The following is a 26,374-nucleotide window of genomic DNA, read 5'->3' as shown; positions in this document are numbered from 1 at the left end:
CTCGTTCAACGATGCACATCTATAGATATACAAAAGCCAGCACTCTATGCTGGCTCTTATGCTTAAAATAATCCGCTCATCGCCGACGCCCACAAAATACACAAACAAGCAAAGATTAGACAACGCATCACGATTTAACGGTTATCACTACGCGACGATTGCAGCCTGTCGCCGAATTCTCAGTAAGGTTACAAATGGGAGAGCTTTCTCCAAAAGCATGCTCCACAATTCTGTTACCCTGATTTAAATCGTTTTTTAGATACTTAGCTACCTGTTTAGCTCGTCGCGCAGACAGCGCTTTGTTGTATACCTCACCGCCTAAACTGTCTGCATGCCCTTCGATATAGATCTGTGCTTTGTCACTAACTAGTCCTAAATACTGCTCTAGTACTTGCTTATGGCTAGGCGACAGCCTGTAAATATCAATACCGTAGTTAAGTACTAAAGATTGTGTCTCTTTATCGTAAAAACACAATTCATCTCTAGCTTCCACATGAACGACATCGCGATTGCTGTTTAAAACAGTATTTTCAAGCATTTGTTCACGCTGGTTTAAGTAGCCAGCAACCTGAGTTTTGACTGTATGAGAAGAGACTAAGGTGGTTGATGTAATGAATTCATCAACGCTACCCAAGCAGTTCGCATAACCCAGCGGCGATAGTAAGATTGAAGTAATAATTACTGGGTATTTCATGTTAATCCTTAAGTCTTCCTGTTTCTTCGTTGATTAGGTTTAAAATATATTTGTAAACGTCGTCACCATCTTTTGCGTGGTAAATGTTTTTCCGACCAAAACAATCACCAAATCCATCCGATTCTTTAACTCGGTAGTCCACACCAATTACCCCCATGGTGACTTTGGTTTTGCCCGCACTACCAGTTTTGCTTTGGAATCGATTCCTTTTAGCGGATATAGTTGAGCGTAACTCTTTGCACAGACCTTGGTTGACCAAGCGTTGTAGATAGCCTTCGTCATTGTCAGCACCATCAGATAAAACGATAAACACTTGCTCTGGATTAATGTTTGTTGCTCGATTTGCTTCTTGTGCAGCAGCGATAATCCCATTCCAAGACGAAGTACCACCTTCAGCACCTAGAGATGCGTTTGATAGTCTTCTTTTAAAATTGGAGTAATCTTCAGTAAGTGGAATATCGTAAAACTTGTAATAGTCCACAAATCGATCGTTATTCTGCACAAGAGATTTAACTTCTAAACGTGACATTCCAGATACATACTCTTGTACCTTTGAGTAAACGATTGGCTTGTCGAACATCTTGGCAACCGTTTGACTGGCTGTGTTTCGTGCAAAATTGTAGGCAACTTTTCGTGGCCACGACCTACGGTAACCGTAAGCATTCAAATATACCGTTCCAGTCTGCTTGACGTGCATTGGGTTGTACCCCATTAACGCAATGCGACTCTTCTCTTCGGTGTTGAAGTTTTCAATATCTTCAACCACTCTCTCGATCGTTTGTTTAACAACATCTAGCTTTGATTTCCCCCCTTTCCAGTGATGCTTCATCGAACCACTGAAGTCAGCGATGAAGTAAACATCTACTGGTTGTGGAAGATACTTTCGTGTCACCGATTGACCTGCGACTTCAAACTCAGGCTTCAAGTCTGCTTCTTCATAAGCTATCCACGATTTATGTTCTGCTTTTGCACTGACGACAAAGTCACTGAAAGGTGCTAACTCCCCACTCGCCTGAACACAGCCATCTTTGTATTCGCATTTACGCGTGTACACTTCAACGTCGACATCATTTATATTGTCAACGACATATCGATCCACTAACTGACGTGCGTATTTAACGTTGTCATCTTCAGTTTCTTTTGGACTTGCAATTAAAGCTAGGCTTGACACTTCCGCCGCTTCCAAGACACGAGCATGGGCCAACATTTGTTGCGCCATTTGCATCGAAAAAGCCATAAAGATGACCATGATGGGCAACAACCCTATAAAAAGTATTCCTGCTACACCATTATGTTTCTTTATTGTTCTCATTCTAGACCCTCGCGAACGAATAAGAAGTGCTTAATAGGCGAAGAACCTCACCATTGGCAACACCCAATAGATTCACCGGAATCTCATAGCACAACGACACTTGATACAAAGGCAACCTTCGACCACGAGAGGTTATAGGTAATAATTCAATCGCCTTATCTTTGGTTATGTCGCTCATATTTGGAAAATCGCAGCCATGAATTGCTCCTTTAGTCAGCGTTTTTTGGACGCGTTTGTAATGAGTTTTACCACTAGGTAATAGTGTCTCTTCTAAACGAATCTCATCAATACGCATACCAAACTTAGAATTGTCAAAGTTTGGTATCATGCGTTTCATCGATGCGGAAGCAATTGAATATGTGGTTTGCTCTGTTTTACGACAATTACCTGCACATATGTCTAGGTCCGAACTAAACAATTGTTTTCTTTCAGATAGGATCGTCGTAAGAGAGTATGAAGCTCTGTCCAACTGACCTTTTTTGTTGATAGCCAACATGTAATTCACGACAACTAAAAACAATCCAGAAGCGAACACTAGGACTAACGCTAACTCCACAGCAAAAGAACCTGTTTGTTTAACTCGCACAACCAGCCCCCTGCCCAATCTTGAACGAACAACGCTCGTACTCTTGAATGGTGATCACTTCTCTTCTAATGACCATGTCTGGAAACCAAATTGATACTAAAGGGTCATAGGTATATTCAAGGTTATACACTGCCAGTGCCATGTCTTCCGGTTGGTCTTTTTTTTCAGGGCACTCTTTAGACGATTGATACGCGTCGGTACACTTTAAGAATCCATCATAGTCTTTGAAGTAATCAACCCGAATTTGAACACTGCCAGGTTTTACGCCATTGCTCCACAATGCGCCTCCGGCTTTATTCATTTCATCTTTTATCATTTGACCATAGTTAACCGTATTGCTATTGCTGGAATCGCCTGCTTTTTTGGTACGCATTACTGCTGTGGTCAATGCATGGTCAGTCATGCTCATATTAAATGTCAGGATACAAATCTCGACCCAGCCAAAAATAATCGCCAGAAACAAGGGAATGCCCATCGCAGCCTCTATCGTCAACGAGCCTTTTTGTTTAGAGCGCTTCATAGTCTAACGTACCTTTTCTTTGTGTAATCAACGACAAATGCGCCTTTGATATCTAAGCGAGAAAGAAAGGTCTTGGCTTCATCGAGATCATTGAACTCTCCGATACAGTAACGCTTCCATAAGCCGTGAGTGTATGAATAAACGGTTCCATAATTGGTCTTTAGATAATTCAGAAAATCAGAGGGAATCGCAGTATAAGTCGCTAACACTTGGACACGATAAGTTGGCAATACTCCTGGTTTCAATTTCTTTGGGTCAAGTTCTGAACCATCAAGGCTGTTTTTCGCCTGTTGAAACTCGTTGTCGGTAGCAAGGCGACTAACCTTTGTCGTTGGTGCAACGAAACTAGCACCAGCCCCCCTTGAGTTAAATGACGTTTTTGCTGTTGACTGTCTCACTGAACTTTCGCTCCTTTTGTTCTTTTTGATAGAGCGCATTAACGCTGCAAGTTGCTTTCGCGCCTGTTCATCACTGTTGGTATGTCGAAGTACTTCTAACGCAATGTCAGGACGGTCAGCGTTTACCGAAGAAATAATCAGGTTCGAGCGCACTTTCTTATCGCTAGGACTGGCTAAGTACAAGTCGTATAAAGTATCTGTTGCTCCAAGGTAATCGGACTGCATCATCTTAACGACGGCAATGTTGTTGCCCGCTTCTCTGTCAGAAGCGCCTCGCTTCCTGCTTTCTTCAAACTGCTCAATGGCTTCTCGAAAACGTTTCTGCTGGGCGAGTATTTTCCCTTTTAACAGGTGGAATTGTCCCTCGTCACCGCCTTCATCCAAGTACAAATCGAGGTTTTCTAAAGCTTGTACGTAGTTTTTCTTTTGGTAATCGAGGCGCGCATTGGTCAATATGAACTCTGGCTGCTCCAAATCACTCTCGGAATAGGTATTTCTATAGAGTTCTGCGGACTTTATGTCTTTTTGCGTCAAATACAGATTAACCAGTTTTGCTTTGTAGATTGGTTCAAGCTTTAAATTTGCTTTGTAAAACTCTATCAGTTGCTGCTCATTCCCAGACCCGACAAGCAGTTTTTCTTTGGTTTCCAGTTCAGTGTTTACTGCCGCGCATCCTGAAAGAGCACAAGTGATTAATAGCGTGCAAAGAGTGAGTTTTTTCACGTCAACATCCTTAGAATGCCGGGAGCGGCAATCAGTACGACGATAGGTATCATGATAAAAGCAATTAGAGGTATGGACATTTTTGCGCCCATTTTTCCTATCCGTTCTTCAAGATCCATCATATTGAGTTCGCGAATATCGGTAGCCAATGTCGCCAAGACTGGCCCAATAGACGAACCGAATTGAAGGCTCTGTACGAGAGTCATGACAAAGCTTTGAGATTCACTGGTAGGCACTAGATCGTAAAATTCTTCTAACGCCTTTTCTAAACCGACCAATCGCGAACGTTCCACAGTGACTCGCACCACATAGGCTAAATTACGGTCGACGGTCGCTAATTCTTTGGACAAGTAATCCAAACTTGATTCAATTGTCATCCCGGTGTGAACACAAACGTTCATAAGGTCGAGAAGAAATGGAAGTCTTGAGCTGATGTGCTTTATATTGGCTTTACCTCTACTAGTCACAAACGCATCGGGGCCGATTATAAATAGACCTAAAGCGCCTAATAAGTAGAGTAGCGAAAAGGCAACCTCTGTTTGACCTTGAAAGTAATCAAAACCAATTAGAGCTAGGCAAACTGTGAACGGGATGATTTTAATTAGATAGTAAACATCAGCTAGGTAATCACTATAGAATCCAGCAGCTACGAGCTTTTTCCGCGTTTCTTCTTTGTTAAAACTCACCTGAGACAGCGCTACTTTAATTAAGTCGATGCGCTTACGTTCCTCGCGTGTAGAACCAATAATTTTTCGCGTTGCAATATTGGCTCGAGTATTGTCCCATGCTTTCAGTACACCACCTGCGATCAACATTGAAAACATAAATGCGAAAGCCCATAGCATTAGGGTTTGAAAATCCATTATTCGACCCCTCGCAAGATAAACCAGATGCACACGAAACCAATGAATTCACTGATCAACACGTAATAGAAAATCGGTTGTCCACCCGGTTCAAACATGACGAAGTTGTAATTCTCTGGGCTGGTGAATTTCAAAATAACTAGAAAAATGACTGGTAAACAGGCGATGATTTTCGCGGAAGCGCGTGCCTCTGACGTCAACGCATTTTTCTTTTTTTCTACGGCTCGTGAATCAAACATAAGTCGGTTAATGCGATTGATTACATCCTTTAGCTGCCCGCCTCGGTTCAAGTTGATTCGAATTGTTGACGCAAAGAAAAAATACTCCAAGTAAGGGAAAGTCGCGGCACTTCTTTCAAGTACGTCATCAGGGTCTTCACCTATAAGCAGTCGCTCGGCCATGAACTTAAATTCATTGCCCACTTCGTTGTCTAGTTGTTTACCTACATACTCAAATGCATGCACGATACTTTGACCAGAAGAGATCGCACCACTAAGAATATTCAGTGCATCTGGAAAGTTGTTTTTGAATTTTTCTGTCTGCCTTTGCTTGAGCTTGGTAAAAAACATCACAAACAATATCGGTTCAACGATGATCAAACACGTCATGAAGTCCTGTCGGAAAAAGAACTCGTTGATCGCGTACACTGCTCCCGCAGAGATTGAAAAGAACAGCAACAGCTTGAGCGGCATGTTTGGCTGAAACACTTTCACTGCAGCTTTATATTGTTGACGTAGTCGCGCTTTGAAATCTTTTTCAAATTGCTGAGCATCAATAACTGCTCTTGCGCCTTTCACCCCCTCAAACTCAGCTTCCATTTGGATCAGCTTATTTAGTTCCTTGTTTTGGCGTGTGCGAACTATCATCCAATAAACAAAGAAACCTCCCCAAGCGAGTATCAGTAATAGGGTCATGCAAAAATCTCCCTAACCGTCTCTTCAAGACCGAAGAACTTGGCACGCTCATAAATAACCGAACGCGTAGATAAACCAGGAGTTCGAAACTCGCCGTTAATCTTGCCCTCTTTATATTCTGAGCTCGCTTCATATCGGAAAATGTCTTCCATAACCACACTGTCACCTTCCATCCCGATTATCTCGGATATGTACATCACTTTACGGCTACCATCGTGAAGACGCTTTACTTGCACGATCAAGTCGACAGCACTAACAATGGTTCGTCGAATAGCAGCAATTGGAAGACTCGCGGTCGCCATCATTACCATGCTCTCGGTACGCGCAATGGCATCTCTTGGCGTATTGGCGTGTAAGGTAGACATTGAGCCATCGTGCCCGGTGTTCATCGCCTGAAGCATCTCGAATGCCTCTCCGCCACGACACTCACCAACAATAATCCGGTCTGGACGCATACGTAGTGCGTTTATTACAAGCTCTCGAGCCGACACTTCACCGGTCCCTTCGACACTCGCTTGGCGTGTTTCTAATCGAACTATATGAGGCTTTTGTAGTTGAAGCTCCGCGGCATCTTCAATCGTAACGATACGTTCGGTTTCTCCGATAAAACCTGACAATGCATTGAGAAGCGTCGTTTTCCCTGAGCCTGTACCACCTGAAATCAAAATATTGCATTTACAATGGCTGGCAATCGACAACAGCTTAGCCATTTCAACTGACATGGCACCGAATTCAACTAAGTTCTCAAGCTTTATCTTTTGCTCTTTAAACTTACGAATTGAAATAGATGTGCCGTCGATGGCCAAAGGCGGAATTACAATATTGACACGACTTCCATCCATCAAGCGTGCATCACACAAAGGTTTCGATTCATCAATACGACGCCCAACGTTGGAAGCGATACGCTTTGCAATCGTATTAAGTTGCTTCTCATTTACAAACTGAATTGGAGACTTTTCAACCTTACCACCAATCTCAATGAAGATATCTGAAGGACCATTAATCATAATGTCTGAGATATCATCGTTATCAACCAGCTTTTGCAGTGGTCCTAAACCCTTAAGTTCATCAAGAAGTGCTTTTACCAGTTCGACACGCTTTAGCGAGCTTACTTGTAGCTTCTTTTTGTCGATAAGAATGTTAACCGAATCTTTTAACTGCTCTTCAAGCTCTTGTGTCGTGATTTCAACTAATGTTGCAGCATCCAATGCATCAAAGATTTCATCTCGAAGTTGGATATAAATTTCTTTTATTTGATTCATTTTCTAAACAGTGAAAAACGTGATTTGGTTTTGATTTTCTTACCCGTTAAGGTGGAAACCATATTAGCGATCGGTGCTGACGACTTAGATTTCATGAAGTGCCCTATTCCTTGTTGAATGAGCAGCTTTTCCAACGCAGGTTCATAAGCGAAATCAATACTTGTCTTAACACGAATTCGCTCTTTCGCACTGGCGAGCGTGACCATAAAATCCTTAGCCGGACGATTAAGGTTAAACACCAATTCATGTTCAACTTTACCGAGTTTTTTCTTCAGCAAGTTGTAAGAACGTAAAGACGATACAGAAGGGTCGCATACCACAAAAATGCGGTGATATTTATCACTTAGCTCCTGGTCATGGATTTCTTCGTAACACGAAAGCGGAGCAGAATCGATGATAAAGTTGTATTGATCAATAAGCTGATTGGACAAATTAAATAGCGTTGTCGCGTGATCTGACAAACATGCTATGTTCTTTTCCAAAACAAGATAGTCCAGTTTATCCACTACAGGGTGGACATACGTCTTAGCGATCGCATCATCGATATCAATTTGATTCAAATCAATACTGTTTTGCTTAGCCTTTAGACCTTTAACCCCAAGATAGATATCACTGTTCATAGCTCCAGAATCGTGGTCAACAAGTAAGGTTTTTAGATTGGCTTGTCCTGCTAAGGAATGGCATAAGAGCGAGCTAACACTAGAAACACCTACCCCACCTTTTGTACCAAGGATCAGAATTCGCTTAGCAACACGGGTACGCTTGACACTGGACTCTTGCTCTTCGCTCGACTTAATTGCCGCGAGTAATGCGTCAAGATCTGCATCCCACAACACATAGTTGGCACCTAGAGAATGAACCTGGTTTCGTAATTTGATCGAATCGACATCGCACAACACCAACAATGAAATGCTGACATCAAGGCGTGTTGCAATCTCCGAAGTTTGATCAACCACGTTGCCTGCACCTCGTAAATCCAAAATAACGTGATTCAGTTTTACATCAGAGTTGTTCCACGCGCTGTCGTTATCAATATCCGGCACTTCTATGGGTTTTGCATAGCCCTCAATCGCATATAGGTCGTTAACGGACTCTATAAACGCTGCATCATCTGAAACGATGAGATCCCTTGCGGATACACTCTCCTTCATTTTTGAAGACGAGTTTTTGAATAAGATATCTAAATCCATACTTATTGCACTCGTGTGATCGGATTAACCAGGCTAATGTTTCTGTTGTGTTCAACACTACAGCCAAATCGGTATGCTTCCCTCTTGCTAAAGGTCATCGCTCCGCAATCGCTACTTTTGATTTGCACATACTGTGCGGTAATCAATATGTTTTTTTCTTGGCTTGGACTGGCGAGTGCAACCTTGTATCTATCCTTTGCCACACCTTGTGTTTTGAACTGGTCATGCAGCTTCGCGACAAAATCACTGGAACCCGTTTTGTATTCAACGAGGAATCTCGCCTTAGGCTCACGTCTTTTTACGTCCTGTATAAAAGCGACTGCTCGTGCCATTGAGTCATCTCCTTGAGTGGAATTGAACTCCAGCCGTTCTTCCAATTGTTCAATGACACTCGAGTTCGTTGTATCAACTTGACTGCATGCCGCGCTTAAAAGTGCCAACATAGAAATAACTATCCAACGCATTAGTTGAAGCCCCCCTGTTCAATTGTTCCTTCTAGTTCTGGCTCATCTAATGATGACAAATCAATTCGCAGTAACCGCTCTATTTCGCTAGTGCGCTTAAAACTCGGTAACTTGACGTCTTCTGAATCAACTGGGTCGACGAGATTGACTGTCGCGACGATTATCAACTCTGTTTTCGAACGGTTTGTGGTCGTGTGGCTAAATAGAGCCCCTAAGATTGGGATATCACCAAGAAATGGAATTTTGGTTAGCGCCTCACGCTCTTCTGAAGTTAACAGACCCGCGAGTACAAAACTTTGGCCGTCTTTAAGATGAACGGTGGTTTGCGCGCGACGAGTCCGCAGCGTAGGGACAGATATCAAGCCTGTTGATGTTTTGTTTGACTCATCAATCGAACTGACTTCTGGCATCAGTGTGAGGCGGATATTTTCTGTATCAGTCACTTTCGCGACCATCGCGAGTTTAACACCATACTCTTTGTAACTAATGGTAATGCCGTCTTCATCACGCACAGCGATAGGTATTTCGCCACCAGCAAGAAAGCTAGCCTGTTCACCAGATATTACCGATAAATTAGGCTCGGCTAGGACTTGTCCAATCTTGTCATCTCCACTGGCTGAAATTACCGAAACAATATCTTGAGCAGTGAAATCAAGCAGTTTGTTGACAAACTTACCTGGCTCTCCACTATCGCTGTATGTAACACCTAACTCAGTTAAGAATGAGCTAGACACCTCTGCAACAGTTAGCTTTACGTTGATTTGCTCTGTGGTTAATACTTTGAGATTATTGATGACTTGATCGTAGGTAAACCGAGCGGTGTAATCTAATTCATCGAACTCTTCACCGTCAGCGTCTCGCAGTTCGTATACCTTTCGACGTCGCTCTTTATTTAGCATCTCACCCACAAGGCGATACACCTTTTGTTTAACCTCTTCACTACTGACAATACCGTCTAGTACCACTTGGTCACCCACGTTCGAAACCACAACACTTTCATCAGGAAAACGCGCAATTATTGTTTGCTTTAACAATCGCAAGCTTTGATTTACAACCAGTTCTGCGTTATATATTTCGTTACCACCTCGGTCATACACAATCACCGAAGTGCTACCCTGACCGACGCCGTAAACCACAACTTTATTCTCATCAATAATCTTGTAATCGGCGATTTCTTGGTTCGCGACAAAAACGGTAGCGACCTGACGTTTTAGATTAATCGTTTTGGCCGCGCCTTGATCTAAACTCATCAATTGCGAAGCGTATGCAGGAAAACAGAGAATGAGATACAGTAGTGCTGTCGACTTAGTTTTATTTCCCACCATTTAGTCTTTACCCCTTAACTCTCTTACACCAAATTGTGTTTCTAGTAAGTCACTGCTGCGAATAGATAAATAGCGGTTTTCAATCTCTGCTGGGACAATGTTTACATCCCCCACTTTTTGTGCCATTTCAAGTTTTAGTACATCACGCATTTTGAGTGCTATCACGATGCTATATTGCTTATCTTCCGCATCCTGGGCGTCTTCATCCTCATCCCCCTTAATTACCTGCAAAACCCTTGCGCCGCTGATTATGACCCGACTAACTAGACCACCAACATCGCCATAGCCGTCTTCGAGCAAATTATTTTCTGAAGAAGTGGTAGAGACAAAACTAACTTTGTCTCCCGGATAAAGAGTTAGAGTTTGAACAACTCCAAGCCCCGATACATGGTAGTAATAAGGCAATTCCCCATCATTGACAGACAAAAACATATAATCTCGCTCACCTGGATTTGAAATATCTTTTTGTGAAATAAGATCTCCTGGGTTTAACTCTCGTCTAAATAAAGCCCCTGGTTGAATGTTAATATTTTCTTGCGCTGTATAGTCCAAGCCCTCGACTTGTGATAAGTTGATCAGCTCTGTTTTATAGGAATATGCATTTATTATCTGACCTTTGTTTACGTCATCATTTATGACCAAAACAGTCACTTTGGGTTCTGGTATATTAGTTTGTTCTTGCTGTTCTTTAGTCGAAGAAAAATAAGTATTGTTAATAAAAACAAAGCTGGAGAAAATGGCGAGAGCAACAAGTACAAGAATAATTGTTCTATTCATATTGAGTCTAAGTAGTAACGAAATAGGGGCTATCGCCCCTAGAAAAACACAGTGAGTTAATTTACTTACTACCTGTAGCCGTAGTCAGATTTTTAGTTACTGCAGTAAGGGCTCCTGTAATTGCATTTTTCAGTGCATCTGTTTGGAATGCTGCTAATACAAGTGCTGACATAACAACTGCGATAATCGCATACTCAACTGCAGTTACACCGCGGATGTCATCTTCGAATTTCATTTTAAGCTCTGCAAGCTTAGCTAAAGTTTTGTAGTACATAATGTTCCTCTAAAATGTTGGCCTTAGCCTGTGTATATTTCAGATGGAATTAAATCACCCAATATTAATTACAACAAATTATTAGTTTTTATGGAGTTATAAGTTTCTATTATCTTAAGAATTGCGATAATATTATAAAGGTATAAATTATATTTATGCAGTAGTTGTTGATAATATTTATCTTAAGGGATATTATTTCAAGATGATTGTAGACACTATATTTCCAGTATCATTAATTGTAGTAAACCTTACTTGTGCTATTAAGGCATGCATCAGCGACCATAAAAGTAGAACAATATCAAATAGTCTATGTAAAACACTATTCGTTATTAATTCAATTGCAGCTTGTTACTATGATTATGTTTTTCAGTCAGCAACTACAACCTTTGTTATTTTTTCGATTTTCATTTTGATGTGGTTAGTTGGCTGTTTCGGTGCTGGAGACATCAAGCTGCTGTGCGCGTTTACAATAGGAATAAAACCCGACATCACTATTGCTTTTTTGGTTATGGTGGGACTACTGGGGGGTGTTCAAGTAACTATCATGTATTTAGCAGGAATAGCGTCGAGCAAAAAAGTTTTCGAAAAAGGTATTCCCTATGGAATACCTATATCTATGAGCGGTTTAGTTTTTTCAGCACTCTCTTTTCTTAGTTTCTAAAAGCTGACATTTGGCAAGGTTTGAAACTAGTGGTATTTTGTCGTAGTTGCTCGTCTTCCTTAAGTTCAAACAACTCTTGCATTTTGTGCTTTAATCCAAGCTCTTCAAGTTCGTGAGTAACATCATCGCTACACCAAACATACATATTAGCCTTCTGGTTAATGATCACTTTGCGACAGTCTAAATTTCGAACTGACCATTCTGGAAAGATCAATACCGTGCCATTTGTTTCAAGCTCATTCTTAATCAATCTCAATGAGTTAGTTGAAACCCAACTAGTCACGAAAGAAGCATCTATACCGTGCTGTTTAAGAATATCTTGGACATCCGATCGATTTAACGTATGGCAATATACAATTCGCTGTGGGTAGCACTCATGCGGATCCATAACATGTGAATGGGCAATAGCATAGTTAACCGTATTGAGTTGATACGAACGCCCATCTGTACACGGAAGCCTACTAACCGAAAAAATCAGGTCATAATTGTCTATATCTAGATGCCCACAACTCGCAAAACTGGTAATTGAAAGGTCGATATTGTTTAGCGCTCTAAATTCATTGATAATTTTATCAACCATATCTGGACAGAATAATTCTGCAATGGCAATGTTAAATTGATCTCGCAGTTCTACACTTTCCAAATCGTTGAACAACTTCTCATACATAGACATTGTTTGGTCAGCATATTCAAGTAACACTTGGCCATGTTTTGTGAGCACAAAGCCCTCTTTTCTATCGAAAATACTTGCCCCTATCGTACTTTCAATCTTCTTAATATGTTGTGAAACTGCAGGTTGTGTCATAAACAACGATTCAGCCGCTGCGGTAAAGCTTTTTTGCTTGGCAACCTGCGAAAAAGTTCTTAGGTATTTGACGTCGATACTTCTATTGACGGTTTTCATGGTCGAAACTACCTCGATGTTGCGATTTTATATTTTTTTTTAATGAGCTAAATAATTTAGCTGCAAAATAACAATTGTGTCATATAGATACAAACAGCAATATTTATGGAGCCATAAATAAGTCTTATACAACAAAGCACTTAATCACAAAGTCCGTCATCGCACGTCAAAGCAACAGATATCAATCTGGAAAGATAAAGATTAGAAGGCTCAATGTTAGAATATTGGCTCTAGAGCAGGTTTAACTTGGGTTTTATACTGCAATCAATCGCAAATGCAGATATTTTTCCTGCAATAGTTAAACTTTACTAAACCAAGGAGTTAGTGATGTAACCGATGAGGATTGCGAAGGTGTTCAAAAAACACGCACAAGATTGTGAAGAAAAATCACTTAAATAAAAACTAATTAATGTGATCTATGCAACATTATGAAGTTCAATCCGTGTAGGCTTGGTGTTGTTGGGATGACTGAATCCACTCTTAGTATAAGTAAGCGATGTAAAACCACCTACTGGTAGCATTGAGGAATGTCTAGAAACAGATGCCAAAGCAACCGCAAAGCTAGGCAAAGTTATCTTATCCTCAGTTCGTTGTCTCCTGTGCTAAGCAGATAAAAACAATTCAACTAGTTAACGGGGAAAAATCTATCAGTCCAGCTGGATACCAGCCAATTAAGTTTTGTTCTAATGGCATAATTAAACCTTATAGTAACAACAGGTTATTACACTTAACAATAAGCGCATAAAGCTCTGTTATTCCGAGTCTTATATAAAAAGTTTGTCAGACTAACCTCAACAGACCAACTACTTCATCTGTTCATCTAAGTTAAGCACTGTCAGTGCATTGCTTACACTTGTCGCGATAACATCAATTACGCCTGTTCTGAGTGCGCCTAACAATGCCAGTGGTTTGCTGTTTTCTGCGGCAATAGCTATCACCTCTGAAATTGGTCTAAATTCTTCAAGACTAAGACCAATAACGCGATCGCTCATTACTGTCACTGATGACTGCCCATGAATATCAAAGAAGTCATATCCGGCAAAATCACCTACAACCCCCTGCAGCATGCGTGACTGAACCACTTCATCAGCAGTAAACCAACCGAGATCAACCATATAGCTGTTTTCGCTCATGTCACCGATTCCCACCAAAGCGACATCAGCTTTACGCGCCAAATCTAACGTCTGCTTCACGGTCGCATTTTGCATAAAGGCTAACTTCTGCTCGCGGTTTTCCGCATAAGCTGGGGCGTAAAGCGTTTCAGACGTTCCACCATAACTCTTGGCAAACTGACGACAAATATGGTCGGCATTAAACATACCGCCCCTTGGGTGAATACCACCGATACCGCAAACGAATTTCACGTCTCGCTGAGGAATAACACCGGTATGGTGCGCAACGGCCGACACATTACGCCCTTGCCCTACGGTGACCACAGTACCATTTTGAAGTGTGCCAGCCATATACTTAGACACCAAGCCAGCCACTTGCTGACGCTGTTGCTCTTCGCTAGGTTGGTCGAGAGCAACCAAAGCACGCTTAACACCAAATCGTTCAACAAGCCTTTGCTCTATCTTAGCGCTGAATACGGGGTGATACTTGACGGTAATCTCGACGATACCTTCGTCACGAGCTTGTTTAAGCATTCGCCCAACCTTAGCTCTTGAGACAGAAAACTTTTTAGAAATCTCTTCTTGAGTCGCACCATCTTGATAATAGGCAACCGAAATTTCAGTCAGTAAATCAGCGTTATCATCAGAAATGTCGTTTACAGCTTTGTTCATATCGTTCACTTTCTCTCTTTGTCAGCAGTATATTACATCTGCTCAGGGGTGTAGCATATGTCATATCGCCAATTTTCGCCAACATTTGCTCACCACTATCACAAATTCTCAGGTTTATTTTTAAACACCCATTTGTGCCCTCACCCCTTACGCTCGCTTGGCAAACGTTTATTTCAGTACATTAGCTTTTCAAGTGAAAAAAATAGTTGATGAATGTCACCATAACCTCATTTTCACGATTGACTTTCTAGCTAGATAAGATAATTATGAACCCATCATTTACTCAGAGTAAGAGCAAATGTTCACGACAATCGCTCATACGCTGAAATAATTCAGGTCAGTTGATCAACCAAGCTGTTTTGAAGTTTAGGTCGATTAGCTACCTCGCTTGCAAATGCACAACTCACGTCTATTGTTTTTGACGTGATAGCCCATTAAATAGGATGATCGAAATGAGCAACAAATTAGAGCAACTTCGTAAACTAACGACTGTAGTCGCTGACACTGGTGAAATTGATGCAATCAAAAAATACCAGCCTGAAGACGCTACAACTAACCCTTCTCTGATTCTTAAAGCAGCTCAAATCGAAGAGTATGCACCTCTAATCGACGCTTCTATCGAATACGCTAAAGCGCAAAGCTCTGATAAAGCACAACAAGTACAAGACACTTGTGACATGCTTGCAGTAAACATCGGTAAAGAAATCCTTAAGACTATTCCAGGCCGTATCTCTACTGAAGTTGACGCTCGTCTTTCTTACGACATGGAAGGCAGCGTTGCTAAAGCTCGCCAGCTAGTAAAAATGTACAACGATGCGGGCATCACTAACGACCGTATCCTTATTAAGCTAGCGTCTACTTGGGAAGGTATCCGTGCTGCAGAGATCCTAGAAAAAGAAGGCATCAACTGTAACCTGACTCTACTATTCTCTTTTGCTCAGGCTCGTGCATGTGCTGAAGCTGGCGTATTCCTAATCTCTCCATTCGTTGGCCGTATCATGGACTGGTACAAAGCGAAAGAAGGTCGTGACTTCGAAGCTCAAGAAGATCCAGGCGTACTATCAGTAACTAAGATCTACAACTACTACAAAGAGTACGGCTACAACACTGTTGTTATGGGCGCAAGCTTCCGTAACATTGGCGAGATCCTTGAGTTGGCGGGTTGTGACCGTCTAACAATCGCTCCCGCACTTCTTGCTGAACTAGAAGCGGCTGAAGGCGAAGTAGTAGAGAAGCTGGTTGACTCTAAAGGCGCTGCTGAACGTCCTGCTGCGATGACTCACGCTGAGTTCCTATGGGATCACAACCAAGACCCTATGGCAGTTGAGAAGCTTGCTGAAGGTATCCGCAACTTCGCGGTAGACCAAGGCAAACTTGAAGCAATGATTGAAGCTAAGCTTTAATCAACAGAATTTCTAGAGGGGAACGTTTGCGTTCCCCTCTTTACATCCTTTCTAAGAAACAATCTATTAATCGGTATTTATTATGGATCGTAAAAATCTAGCAAACGCAATTCGTGCTCTAAGCATGGACGGTGTACAACAAGCAAACTCTGGTCACCCAGGCGCACCTATGGGTATGGCTGATATCGCTGAAGTTCTTTGGCGTGATCATCTAAACCACAACCCTTCAAACCCAGAATGGGCTGACCGCGACCGTTTCGTGCTTTCAAACGGCCACGGCTCTATGCTGATTTACTCTCTGCTTCACCTAGCAGGCTACGAGCTATCAATCGACGATCTGAAAAACTTCCGTCAACTGCACTCTAAGACTCCAGGTCACCCAGAGTACGGTTACGCACCGGGTATCGAGACAACAACAGGTCCTCTAGGTCAAGGTATCACGAACGCTGTAGGTATGGCGCTAGCTGAGAAAACTCTTGCAGCACAATTCAACAAAGAAGGCCACGACATCGTAGACCACTTCACTTATGCATTCATGGGTGATGGCTGTCTGATGGAAGGTATCTCGCACGAAGCATGTTCTCTAGCAGGTACGCTAGGTCTTGGCAAGCTGATCGCTTTCTGGGATGACAACGGTATCTCTATCGATGGTCACGTTGAAGGTTGGTTCTCTGACGACACACCTAAGCGTTTTGAAGCGTACGGCTGGCATGTAATCCCAGCAGTAGACGGCCACAATGCTGAAGCAATCAACGCTGCTATCGTTGCAGCGAAAGCTGACCCACGCCCTACTCTAATCTGTACTAAAACTATCATCGGTTTTGGTTCACCTAACAAGTCTGGTTCACACGACTGTCACGGTGCACCTTTAGGCGCTGAAGAAATTGCAGCAACACGTAAAGAACTAGGTTGGGAGCACGGTCCGTTTGAAATTCCGCAAGATGTCTACGCGCAGTGGGATGCGAAAGAAGCAGGCGCAGCTAAGGAAGCAGCGTGGAACGAGAAACTTGCAGCTTATGAAGCAGCATATCCAGAGCTTGCAGCAGAATTCAAACGCCGCGTAAACGGTGAACTGCCAGCACAATGGGAAGAGAAAGCAAACGCAATCATTGCTGACCTTCAAGCTAACCCTGCAAACATTGCATCACGTAAAGCATCTCAAAACGCACTAGAAGCGTTCGGTGCTATGCTACCTGAATTCCTAGGTGGTTCGGCTGACCTTGCACCTTCTAACCTAACTATGTGGTCTGGTTCTAAGTCTGTGTCGGCTGAAGATCCAGCGGGTAACTACATCCACTATGGTGTACGTGAGTTCGGTATGACAGCAATCATGAACGGTATTGCACTACACGGTGGTTTCGTACCATACGGTGCAACTTTCCTAATGTTCATGGAATACGCACGTAACGCAATGCGTATGGCGGCTCTGATGAAAGTTCAGAACATCCAAGTATACACGCACGACTCTATCGGTCTTGGCGAAGATGGCCCAACTCACCAACCAGTTGAGCAAATGGCATCTCTACGTCTAACACCAAACATGAGCACATGGCGCCCATGTGACCAAGTGGAATCTGCAGTCGCTTGGAAACTGGCTATCGAGCGTAAAGATGGCCCTACATCGCTAATCTTCTCTCGTCAAAACCTTGCACAGCAAGAGCGAAGCGAAGAGCAAGTAGCTAACATCGCTCGCGGTGGTTACATCCTGAAAGATTGCGCAGGCAAGCCTGAGCTTATCCTAATCGCAACAGGCTCCGAAGTTGAGCTAGCGGTTAACGCTGCAGCTGAGCTGACAGCGGAAGGTAAGAAAGTACGCGTAGTATCTATGCCTGCAACGGACGCATTCGACAAGCAAGACGCTGAGTACCGTGAATCTGTACTTCCATCTGACGTAACAGCTCGTATTGCTGTAGAAGCGGGGATTGCTGACTTCTGGTACAAGTACGTTGGCTTCGGTGGCAAGATCATCGGTATGACGACATTCGGTGAATCTGCGCCAGCAGGCGAACTGTTCAAGATGTTCGGTTTCACTACAGAAAACGTAGTAAACACAGCGAAAGAGCTGCTAGCTTAATCCCTGTATCTTGATAATAAATGCCCCGCTACCTTAGCGGGGCATTTTTATTGGATCTCTTCTACATTAACTTGAGTGCTGAACTTAACGGTTTTGGTCGACACCGAGGTATGAAACTTACGTATATTCCGATCTTGATGTAAGACTCGCTCAATGAATCGCTCGTAAGCCTGAATATCCGACACCGAGACAATCAACATAAAGTCGTAGCCTCCGGTGATTTGATAGCATTGCGTCACTTCAGGTGCTTTCTCGATCGATTGCCTGAACACGCTATAGATATCCCCCCTATCACGCTCCATTTCCACAGATACAATCAAGGTCATTTTGTTGCCCGCTAACGACGGGTTGATGATCGAGACATCTCCAACAATCACTTTTCCTGCCCTTAATCGTTTAACGCGCTTTAAACACGCGGGTGGAGACAAGCCAACTTCCTCTGCAAGCTCAACGTTCGCTATTCGGTTATTCTTTTGCAGCACTGAAAGGATCTTTCGATCAATTCTGTCAATTTCCATATATTTCTTAAAACCCCACATCTAAGAATTTTTGCTTCCCTATAGAGAAAATAAAGAAACAAAATTAGTTAAAGTCATTATATAAGCATCGTCATATTTCTCTACATTTGAATAACATTTTGCCATCTGTTGTTTTAAAGGAACTGACAATGAACAAGCTACAAAATTTCTTTCGAGATCTCGTTAATGAAATCTTCGATGTCACTTGGACGCTCTATAAGATCATGGTGCCGATCATTATCGTCATCAAAGTCATCGAAGAGATGGGTGGCATCGCAATCTTGAGTAACTGGCTTAGCCCTTTGATGAGCTTGGTTGGCCTTCCGGACGAGATGGGACTTGTTTGGGCAACTACACTGCTGACGAACATCTATGCAGGTTTATTGGTATTTATGAATACAGATGTGCAGCTTACCGTCGCCCAAGTGTCAGTGCTTGGCACTTTGATGTTACTTGCTCACTCATTGCCCATTGAAGCTGCCATTGCCAAAAAAGCGGGCGTAAGCATCACAATGACATTACTGCTGCGTTTAGGTGGCGGAATACTCTTAGCATGGCTATTACACCATAGCTACCAGTACTGGGACTTATTAGGCTACACCGCAAATGTCGTCTGGTCACCAGAGCAAGTCGCACAGCAAACCTACTTAGAATGGGCATGGGTTCAAGTTGAAAACCTAGTTGCAATTTTCCTTGTCATTTCTGCTCTGCTTTTTGCCCTCAAGCTGATGAAACTAGTCGGTGTCGAAAAGGCGATGGCGATAATGTTGCGCCCTGTTTTAAGGTTACTTGGGATCAGTCGTGAAGCGACAAACATGACTATTGTAGGAATTACCCTTGGCTTATCTTTTGGCGGCGGTCTTCTCATCAACGAAGCAAAACGTGGGCACATCCCCGCGCGAGATGTGTTTATCGCAATTATGCTGCTTAATCTTGTTCACAGTATGATCGAAGACACCATTTTAGTGCTTCTGATAGGCGCTGATTTCGTCTCTATCTTTTGGGGAAGGTTATTGTTTGGCTTGATTACCGTTGCGATACTCTCTCACATTCTCAGATATGTGAGCGACGCGACTTGTGAGAAGTACTTTTATCGAAGAGTCGAGTCTTAAGACTGTGGGCGTTACGCTCTAAAAAATGCCTACCAAAGCAATTTGATAGGCATTTGTCTTTTTACCTTAATGACTTAAAGCATTTCTTTGGCGATGAGATGAAGTAGAAAGGTCTCACGCTCAATACTCATGCCTTTCTTCGGGCTTTCAGCAATGGTTTTTTCATTGTGAGCGATAGCATCATGAATATTCATCCATACGGCTTTCATGCCATTTTTAATCTCGTAATCTTCGTAGTTAGTTTCACCGAGTTCACGGTCAACTTTGCACGTATAGCAGTACGAAATCATATGAACAACATCAGCATCCTCTTTGTACCAAGGTCGAAACTCTTCATAGATACCAAAAGGCTTAATGCCATGAATATTGTTGGCGCCCGTCTCTTCTTCTAACTCGCGTACCATCCCAGCAATGATATCTTCACCTTCATCAAGGCCGCCGCCAGGAATGGTATAGTCATGGTAGCGCTCGGTGTACAAGAGTAAAATATCTTCTCCATCAACCACGATGGCGCGTGCTGCATTGCGCTTGAAAATGATTTTGTCGTCCAAATGTTCCAGATCAGGATGGACTGTGGTCTTTAGATGTCTCATAGATAGGCTAGTGATAGAAAATTTGTTGCGATTCTATCACTAGCACTGACTTAGATTCCAATAAGATTGAAGATAACTCAGCTTGCTTAAACCTTATGCAAGCTTAAAGCGGTTAATCATGCTCATCAGATTTTCAGAGACATGTCTTAACTCTTTACCCGAACTCGCCATTTGAGCCGATTCACTCGATACAGAGCTCGCCATGTCACTCAAGCTAACCACATTTCGGTTGATATCGTTAACAGTGACCGTTTGCTGTTCCGCGGCAGTCGCAATATGCTGCGCCATCTCTTCTATGGTATGAACTTCTCGATTGATCTTATCAAGTGTTTCACCTGCTTGCGTCGAGAGTGACGACGCTTTATTTGCTTTATCCGCACCTTGATTCATCACTGTCACTACATTCTCGGCGCCCGCTTGGAGCTTCTCAACAATGTTTTGAATCTCAAGCGTTGATTCTTGAGTGCGTTGCGAGAGTGTTCTTACCTCATCAGCAACAACCGCAAAGCCGCGACCTTGCTCTCCTGCCCTCGCTGCTTCAATAGCTGCATTGAGTGCCAACAGATTCGTTTGCTCTGCCACGCCACGAATCACTTCTAGCACTGTATCTACGTTTCTCGCATCCGTCGCCAGCTTCTGTACCACTTGACCTGCAGAGTCAATTTGCACCGCTAGCTCGTTAGCCTCTTCAACGTTTTGCTGGATGATAGAATGGCTGTTCTGAGTCTCTTTTGCCGCTAATCGACTGGCATCATTGGCTTCCGAGGTTCTCCCTGCGACTTCTTCAACGGTCGCGAGCATTTCTGTCATTGCTGTCGCCAACATATCCACATCGTTTTGCTGCTGATTCAGACTGTCATCAATATGGTGAACAGAATTGGATAACTGTGTGGCGGATGCGGAAACTTGTGTCCCTGCATCACTGATATTGAGCATAATCGATTGAATTGAGGCAACAAACTGATTGAAGTAACGCGCCAAGTGTATCAGCTCTTTACTGCCCTCTTCTGGTAACCGCTGGGTTAGGTCACCTTCGCCCTGTGACAGTGTTTTCATCGCTCGCAGAGTGCGTTTTAACGGCGAAGTTATGGTTTTAATGAAATAGCCGACCACCAGTGAAAGCACCACTAAAATACCCACAGCGTAACTCAGCGATGTCATTTCGGAGCGATAGGTTACAGCCTCTAACGCCACAATATTCATTCCCGACCCTACCATCCAGCCCCATGGCTGAAACATGATGGCGTAACTCGTTTTAGGATCGAGCGTTTCTTTATCCGGATTTTTCCAATGATAATCAACAAACCCACCGCCATTTCTTGCCACTTGGTAAAGCTCTTTAACAAAATAGGTGCCATTGCTGTCTTGAATACCCAAAATGTTTTTGCCAAGTAAAGAGAGCACTCCTGAAGCTATTTGTATCCCGTCTTTATCACCAACAAAAATATAATTATCACCATCAAAACGCATTGCAGAAATCGTTTCCAAAGCACGAGCTTGCGCGACATCTTCTGATAAAGCTCCACTTTCACTCTGCTGATGATAATAATCAATCACACTAACCGCACTTTCTACTAGCGTTTCAACTCCGCGCTCGTAGTTTTCACGCATGTGCTGTCGCGATTTATCAATATTTAAAAGAGTATTGGCAAATAAGCCAACCGCGAATAAACCAAGAATTGACCATGCCCTTGCGGCAATTGAGACGTTTTTAAGTTTCGTTACCAACATATCCATATACCCTAACCAATCAAGTTTATTATCAACCCGACTGCAAAAACCATAGTAATTAGATGGTTACTGACTGGTCGGATTTATTTTATAAATATAACGGTAGCAGTAAAATGAATGGTTTGTGTAACTATTATATGAATTTAGTAATACTTAGGAGGTAGTGATATTTAGCTCAATTTAACTCTATGAAAATATCACCCTAAACTCAGGTTCAACGACATAATATGCTGCGGCCCTGCAGCTCCTCCTAAATAAAGATCGCCATTATCGACAAAACCATTATTTAAATAGCAACGATAAGCCGTTGGGTTTTTACAATTAACGGTCAAGTAAACAGCCTCATATTGTGGATATTGTTGCGCTAGGTAACTGCCTAAACATGACATTGCGGCACTTCCGTATCCACGGCCTTGGCAGTCTATATCGATCAAGAATGCCCTAAAGCCTAAAGAGCCCGAGGGAGCAAAATCATAAACACGGCTATAAGTGGTATCGATAAGAAATATACCAACTACTTTGTCATCATCTAAAACAAGATGGGGATGCACTTTATCGTCAGCATTAAGGAGAACTTGCTCGACCGTGCCTACATACGGGAGTTGTTCATCCGCGACACTGAGAGTGATCACCTGTTCAAGATGAGCGGGCGTCATTGGCGTAAGCTTAATCATGTTTTTCTCCATTCCTTGTCGAATCTAATATATATCAATAATTTAACTATTGGCGCAACTTAGATATAGCCTCAGTAAATTCATGGTTTATTTTCTTTCTAATTCAGTATTCAATAGGCGTCGTTACTCTCCTTCAATACCTTAGAGAGGTTTTTATGATAGATGTCGCTGTGTTTAGCTCTAAGTCTTACGACGAAGTATCTTTCTCGAAAGTTAACCAAGCTTATGGTTTTAACCTTCACTTCCACGATTTCCCGTTAACTCGAAAAACCGCAAAGATGGCTCATGACTGTCAAGTTGTTTGCGCGTTCGTTAATGATGATCTTTCGGCAACTGTCCTTGAAGCGCTATCACTACAAGGTGTAAAGATGGTCGCAATGCGCTGCGCTGGGTTTGATCGCGTCGACTTAGAAGCCGCGAAACGACTTGGTATTCAGGTAGTTCGCGTTCCGGCTTACTCGCCAGAATCTGTCGCAGAGCACACAGTCGGCTTAATGATGAGCCTAAACCGTCGTTTTCATAAAGCCTACCAACGAACCCGAGATGCGAACTTTAACCTAGAAGGCCTAGTTGGGTTTAACTTCTTTGGTAAAACCGCAGGCGTGATTGGTACCGGTAAAATTGGCATTGCAACAATGCGTATTTTAAAAGGCTTAGGGATGGAGCTTTTATGCCACGATCCGTATGAGAATCCGATCGCTCTCGAACTTGGAGCCAAGTATGTTTCTAAACAAGAACTATTTGAGCAGAGCGACATCATTACTCTGCACTGCCCGATGTCGGAAGAGAACTATCATCTACTCGATGAAACGGCTTTTGAGCAAATGAAAGATGGAGTTATGATCGTTAATACCAGTCGTGGTGGCTTACTCGATTCTGCGGCAGCGGTTGAAGCGCTGAAACGCGGGCGAATCGGAGCACTTGGCCTTGATGTTTACGAGCATGAAAAAGAGCTGTTTTTCCAAGACAAATCTAACGATGTGATTGTTGATGATGTATTTCGTCGATTGTCAGCTTGCCACAATGTCTTATTTACAGGTCACCAAGCTTTCTTAACCAATGAAGCTCTTGGCAATATTGCAGAAACAACGCTCGGCAATATAGACGCGTTTGCTAAAGGCGTACCTTCAGGAAACGAAGTGTTAGAACTTTAGTTTCCGCATGCAGGTTTATGCTGACCTAAATAGATAAGAAAGAGCCCCTTTTGTCAGGGGCTCTTGTCGTTTTATTTTCTTAATGCGTTAAGCTTGGCTTGTGCGATACCAAATACGGTATCAATCGGGTAACTTCCTTCTTCACTCGGCGTGCCGGCCGCTTTTCCGGTAAAGAGTTCGATCGCCTCAGTCACATGATCAATTGCCCAGATATGGAACTCACCTTTTTCTACCGCTTTGACGATGTCTGGTCGTAACATCAAATTATGCATATTCGAACGCGGGATAATCACACCTTGCTCGTTTGTACGCCCTTTGATTTCACATACATCGAAGAAGCCTTCGATCTTCTCATTAACACCGCCAATTGGTTGTGATTCACCAAACTGGTTCATCGAGCCTGTAATAGCTATATCCTGACGGTTTGGCTGTTTAGAAAACGCGGAAACTACGGCACAGAACTCAGCCATACTTGCGCTGTCACCATCTACGCCACCGTATGATTGCTCAAAAGTAATGGTAGTGCTTAACGGGACTTTCGCCGTTTTACCAAATACTGAGGATAAGTACGCTGTTAGGATCATTACACCTTTCGAGTGGATGCTACCACCAAGGTCAACACTGCGCTCAATATCGATCACTTCACCATCACCGTAACAGGTTGTTGCTGTAATCCGGTTTGGCGCGCCAAACATATACTCACTGGTGCTAAGAACTGACAGAGCATTAACCTGACCGACGGCTTCACCATGAGTGTGAATTAACGTCGTTCCGTTAATAAAGCTCTCCATCACGCTGTCTTTTAGTCGGCTAACACGCAACTCTTGGTTAGACAGCGCCTCCTCGACATGGCTAGAACGAATCATGTTAGAATTCGCTTGTCTTGCCACATAGTTGGACTCACGGAGTAAATTCGCAATATTCGCCGAATGCAGTGAGATTTTGTTCTGATCGCCTGCTAAACGCGAACTGTGCTCAATGATTCGCGCGATGGCCTTGCGATCACAATGCAGCATGCCGTTATCGTTCACCACACTGGAAATGAATTTCGCGTATTGAAGCTCCGAGTCAGCATTACGCGTCATCTCGTCTTCAAAATCTGCGGTCACACGGAATAGCTCGCTAAACTCTGGATCATAGTGTTGAAGCAACTGGTAGGTGCGGTAATCGCCGAATAGGATAATTTTCACATCCAAAGGGATCGCTTCAGGGTCAAGTGATACTGTCCCTGTTAGCGTCACTTCTTTCTCTAGAGAAGTAAAACTCAACTGGCGCGCACGCAGAGCACGTTTTAGACCGTCCCATACGTAGGGCTGCTCCAGCACCTTTTGTGCATCCATCAAGAGCACACCACCGTTCGCCTTGTGCAGACTACCTGGACGAATCAAAGAGAAATCGGTAAAAACCGTTCCCTTAAAGGTGGCGGTTTCAATGTAACCAAATAATGTGTGATAGTTTGGGTTCTCTTCAACGACGATTGGAAACTCTTCGTTTTTACGGCTTACAAGGACGTTAACCTTGTAGCGACGAGGCAATTTCTTATCGAGTGAGGCTGTCGCTACCTCACCTTGCTCCGCACTTTGCTCTAAGAAGATATCTGCGTTATCAACGATGTCTTGCTGAAGTTCAGTAAGATAACTCTTTATTGCAGGATAACCTGAATAGTCTTTCTTAAGCTGTTTGATGAAATGGGTGATCACATCTAGCGTCACTTCATCGTTGAGCTTTTTAATCTTCTCTGTGTAGGCTTCTTCCCACTCAGTGAGTTGACGAACCATGTTTCTCAGTTGCACTTCAAGTTCGTCAATCGTGTCACCAAAGTATTCTTGCTCTTTAGTACTCAGCTCTTCAAACGACTCTTCTGTGTGAAGCTCTTCGCCATTCATCGCAACAAACTGGTAGTCACCTTGAGTCGTAATGGTCAGACTAATACCTTTAGACTTGGCTTCTTTAGTGATTACCGCAAGTTCGGCTTCTTGCTTAGTGGCCAATTGGTTTTTCAGCTTATCTGCGCGGCTATAGTAGAGCTCATTATCAAAGGCTAACGGCATTGCATTGACGAGCTTAGACATGAGTTTTTCGATGTCTTGTTTGAATTTACTGCCAACCCCACAAGGCAACTTGAGTACCTTTGGTGTACGAATATCTTCAAAGTTGGCGACATAACACCAGTCAAACAGTGCCGCGGCATCATGTTGGTGGCGATTTAAATAGCGCAAAATCATCGTACGCTTGCCCAATCCATTTTGGCCTATTGCGTAGATGTTGTATCCCTTCTCTTTAATCGACATAGCAAACTCGACGGCTTTCTGAGCACGCTCCTGTCCGACAATCTCATCGATAGGCGCCAACTCTTTTGTCGACTTGCTTTGTAGTTTTTCTAGCTCAGCTGATAGGTATAGCTGATTCGCTTCAAGTCTTTGAATGGTCATCACTCTATCCTTGTAGTTATTGTTCTCATAAA

At 43.0% G+C, this 26,374-nt stretch carries 25 protein-coding genes; 5 read left to right on the top strand and 20 right to left on the bottom strand.

Annotated features, from left to right (window positions below; translation table 11 throughout):
* Positions 1-127 precede the first annotated feature (127 nt).
* The 13 genes from LYZ37_RS18660 to LYZ37_RS18600 form a co-directional block, all read right to left on the bottom strand.
* A complete protein-coding gene (locus LYZ37_RS18660; protein WP_239855096.1) occupies positions 128-694 on the bottom strand; it encodes an OmpA family protein in 567 nt (188 codons plus the stop codon).
* A 1-nt stretch (position 695) separates the two neighbouring features.
* Positions 696-2,006 (bottom strand): TadE/TadG family type IV pilus assembly protein, encoded by a 1,311-nt coding sequence (locus LYZ37_RS18655; protein WP_239824425.1) that lies wholly within the window; start codon positions 2,004-2,006, stop codon positions 696-698.
* A gap of 1 nt (position 2,007) precedes the next feature.
* Positions 2,008-2,592, bottom strand: coding sequence for a tight adherence pilus pseudopilin TadF (gene tadF / locus LYZ37_RS18650; RefSeq protein ID WP_272788307.1), 585 nt, complete (start codon positions 2,590-2,592; stop codon positions 2,008-2,010).
* Positions 2,582-3,112 carry a TadE family protein gene (locus tag LYZ37_RS18645; protein WP_171325191.1) on the bottom strand — a complete coding sequence of 177 codons (531 nt, stop codon included), beginning with the start codon at positions 3,110-3,112 and terminating at the stop codon, positions 2,582-2,584. Before LYZ37_RS18645 ends, tadF begins: the two co-directional genes overlap by 11 nt.
* Positions 3,109-4,233, bottom strand: a complete 1,125-nt coding sequence (locus LYZ37_RS18640; protein ID WP_272788306.1) for a tetratricopeptide repeat protein — start codon at positions 4,231-4,233, stop codon at positions 3,109-3,111. Before LYZ37_RS18640 ends, LYZ37_RS18645 begins: the two co-directional genes overlap by 4 nt.
* Positions 4,230-5,096: a type II secretion system F family protein gene (locus tag LYZ37_RS18635; RefSeq protein WP_171325195.1), complete on the bottom strand. Its 867-nt coding sequence runs from the start codon at positions 5,094-5,096 to the stop codon at positions 4,230-4,232. Before LYZ37_RS18635 ends, LYZ37_RS18640 begins: the two co-directional genes overlap by 4 nt.
* Positions 5,096-6,010 (bottom strand): type II secretion system F family protein, encoded by a 915-nt coding sequence (locus LYZ37_RS18630; protein ID WP_272788305.1) that lies wholly within the window; start codon positions 6,008-6,010, stop codon positions 5,096-5,098. The genes LYZ37_RS18635 and LYZ37_RS18630 overlap by 1 nt, the downstream gene beginning before the upstream one ends.
* A complete protein-coding gene (locus LYZ37_RS18625; protein WP_171325199.1) occupies positions 6,007-7,272 on the bottom strand; it encodes a CpaF family protein in 1,266 nt (421 codons plus the stop codon). The genes LYZ37_RS18630 and LYZ37_RS18625 overlap by 4 nt, the downstream gene beginning before the upstream one ends.
* The gene (locus LYZ37_RS18620) at positions 7,269-8,462 is read right to left on the bottom strand and encodes an AAA family ATPase (RefSeq protein WP_272788304.1); all 1,194 of its coding nucleotides are present in this window, start codon (positions 8,460-8,462) and stop codon (positions 7,269-7,271) included. Before LYZ37_RS18620 ends, LYZ37_RS18625 begins: the two co-directional genes overlap by 4 nt.
* A 2-nt stretch (positions 8,463-8,464) precedes the next feature.
* A complete protein-coding gene (locus tag LYZ37_RS18615; protein WP_239824418.1) occupies positions 8,465-8,794 on the bottom strand; it encodes an ATPase in 330 nt (109 codons plus the stop codon).
* Between the two features lie 131 nt (positions 8,795-8,925).
* On the bottom strand, positions 8,926-10,251 hold the full coding sequence (locus LYZ37_RS18610) for a type II and III secretion system protein family protein (RefSeq protein ID WP_004743647.1): 1,326 nt from the start codon (positions 10,249-10,251) through the stop codon (positions 8,926-8,928).
* Complete coding sequence (locus LYZ37_RS18605) at positions 10,252-11,028, bottom strand: pilus assembly protein CpaB (RefSeq protein ID WP_171325207.1); 777 nt, start codon at positions 11,026-11,028, stop codon at positions 10,252-10,254.
* A gap of 61 nt (positions 11,029-11,089) precedes the next feature.
* A complete protein-coding gene (locus LYZ37_RS18600) occupies positions 11,090-11,302 on the bottom strand; it encodes a Flp family type IVb pilin (RefSeq protein ID WP_171383161.1) in 213 nt (70 codons plus the stop codon).
* 202 nt (positions 11,303-11,504) lie between these two features.
* Between LYZ37_RS18600 and LYZ37_RS18595 the strand changes: the two genes are divergently transcribed.
* The gene (locus LYZ37_RS18595; protein WP_272788303.1) at positions 11,505-11,963 is read left to right on the top strand and encodes an A24 family peptidase; all 459 of its coding nucleotides are present in this window, start codon (positions 11,505-11,507) and stop codon (positions 11,961-11,963) included.
* Here LYZ37_RS18595 and LYZ37_RS18590 read toward each other — a convergent pair.
* Both LYZ37_RS18590 and LYZ37_RS18585 read right to left on the bottom strand, forming a co-directional pair.
* Entirely contained in the window at positions 11,953-12,867 is a 915-nt protein-coding gene (locus LYZ37_RS18590; RefSeq protein WP_272788302.1) for a LysR family transcriptional regulator, read from the bottom strand. The genes LYZ37_RS18595 and LYZ37_RS18590 overlap by 11 nt on opposite strands.
* A gap of 803 nt (positions 12,868-13,670) precedes the next feature.
* Complete coding sequence (locus tag LYZ37_RS18585) at positions 13,671-14,651, bottom strand: sugar-binding transcriptional regulator (protein WP_171325213.1); 981 nt, start codon at positions 14,649-14,651, stop codon at positions 13,671-13,673.
* Positions 14,652-15,103: 452 nt separating this feature from the next.
* On the opposite strand from LYZ37_RS18585, the gene tal reads away from it, so the two are divergent.
* Positions 15,104-16,054 (top strand): transaldolase, encoded by a 951-nt coding sequence (gene tal, locus LYZ37_RS18580; RefSeq protein WP_171325215.1) that lies wholly within the window; start codon positions 15,104-15,106, stop codon positions 16,052-16,054.
* Positions 16,055-16,136: 82 nt separating this feature from the next.
* Positions 16,137-18,128 carry a transketolase gene (gene tkt, locus LYZ37_RS18575; RefSeq protein WP_272788301.1) on the top strand — a complete coding sequence of 664 codons (1,992 nt, stop codon included), beginning with the start codon at positions 16,137-16,139 and terminating at the stop codon, positions 18,126-18,128.
* A 47-nt stretch (positions 18,129-18,175) separates the two neighbouring features.
* Here the strand turns inward: tkt and LYZ37_RS18570 are convergent, their stop codons facing one another.
* Positions 18,176-18,646, bottom strand: a complete 471-nt coding sequence (locus tag LYZ37_RS18570; protein WP_171320933.1) for an Lrp/AsnC family transcriptional regulator — start codon at positions 18,644-18,646, stop codon at positions 18,176-18,178.
* Between the two features lie 149 nt (positions 18,647-18,795).
* Here LYZ37_RS18570 and LYZ37_RS18565 point away from each other — a divergent pair, with 149 nt between their 5' ends.
* Positions 18,796-19,758 (top strand): hypothetical protein, encoded by a 963-nt coding sequence (locus LYZ37_RS18565; RefSeq protein WP_272788300.1) that lies wholly within the window; start codon positions 18,796-18,798, stop codon positions 19,756-19,758.
* 74 nt (positions 19,759-19,832) lie between these two features.
* On the opposite strand, the gene LYZ37_RS18560 is transcribed toward LYZ37_RS18565, so the two are convergent.
* From LYZ37_RS18560 to LYZ37_RS18550, 3 genes are all read right to left on the bottom strand, one after another.
* Entirely contained in the window at positions 19,833-20,351 is a 519-nt protein-coding gene (locus LYZ37_RS18560; RefSeq protein WP_272788299.1) for an NUDIX hydrolase, read from the bottom strand.
* Positions 20,352-20,444: 93 nt separating this feature from the next.
* A complete protein-coding gene (locus LYZ37_RS18555) occupies positions 20,445-22,082 on the bottom strand; it encodes a methyl-accepting chemotaxis protein (protein ID WP_272788298.1) in 1,638 nt (545 codons plus the stop codon).
* Positions 22,083-22,279: 197 nt separating this feature from the next.
* On the bottom strand, positions 22,280-22,756 hold the full coding sequence (locus LYZ37_RS18550) for a GNAT family N-acetyltransferase (RefSeq protein ID WP_272788297.1): 477 nt from the start codon (positions 22,754-22,756) through the stop codon (positions 22,280-22,282).
* A 155-nt stretch (positions 22,757-22,911) separates the two neighbouring features.
* On the opposite strand from LYZ37_RS18550, the gene LYZ37_RS18545 reads away from it, so the two are divergent.
* On the top strand, positions 22,912-23,910 hold the full coding sequence (locus LYZ37_RS18545) for a 2-hydroxyacid dehydrogenase (RefSeq protein ID WP_272788296.1): 999 nt from the start codon (positions 22,912-22,914) through the stop codon (positions 23,908-23,910).
* 71 nt (positions 23,911-23,981) lie between these two features.
* Here LYZ37_RS18545 and LYZ37_RS18540 read toward each other — a convergent pair whose 3' ends face one another.
* The gene (locus LYZ37_RS18540; protein ID WP_272788295.1) at positions 23,982-26,342 is read right to left on the bottom strand and encodes a Lon protease family protein; all 2,361 of its coding nucleotides are present in this window, start codon (positions 26,340-26,342) and stop codon (positions 23,982-23,984) included.
* Positions 26,343-26,374: the final 32 nt, after the last annotated feature.

This window comes from Vibrio tubiashii (assembly GCF_028551255.1).
In the GTDB taxonomy this organism is placed as follows: domain Bacteria; phylum Pseudomonadota; class Gammaproteobacteria; order Enterobacterales; family Vibrionaceae; genus Vibrio; species Vibrio tubiashii_B.
This window is presented reverse-complemented; position numbering and strand designations above follow the sequence as displayed.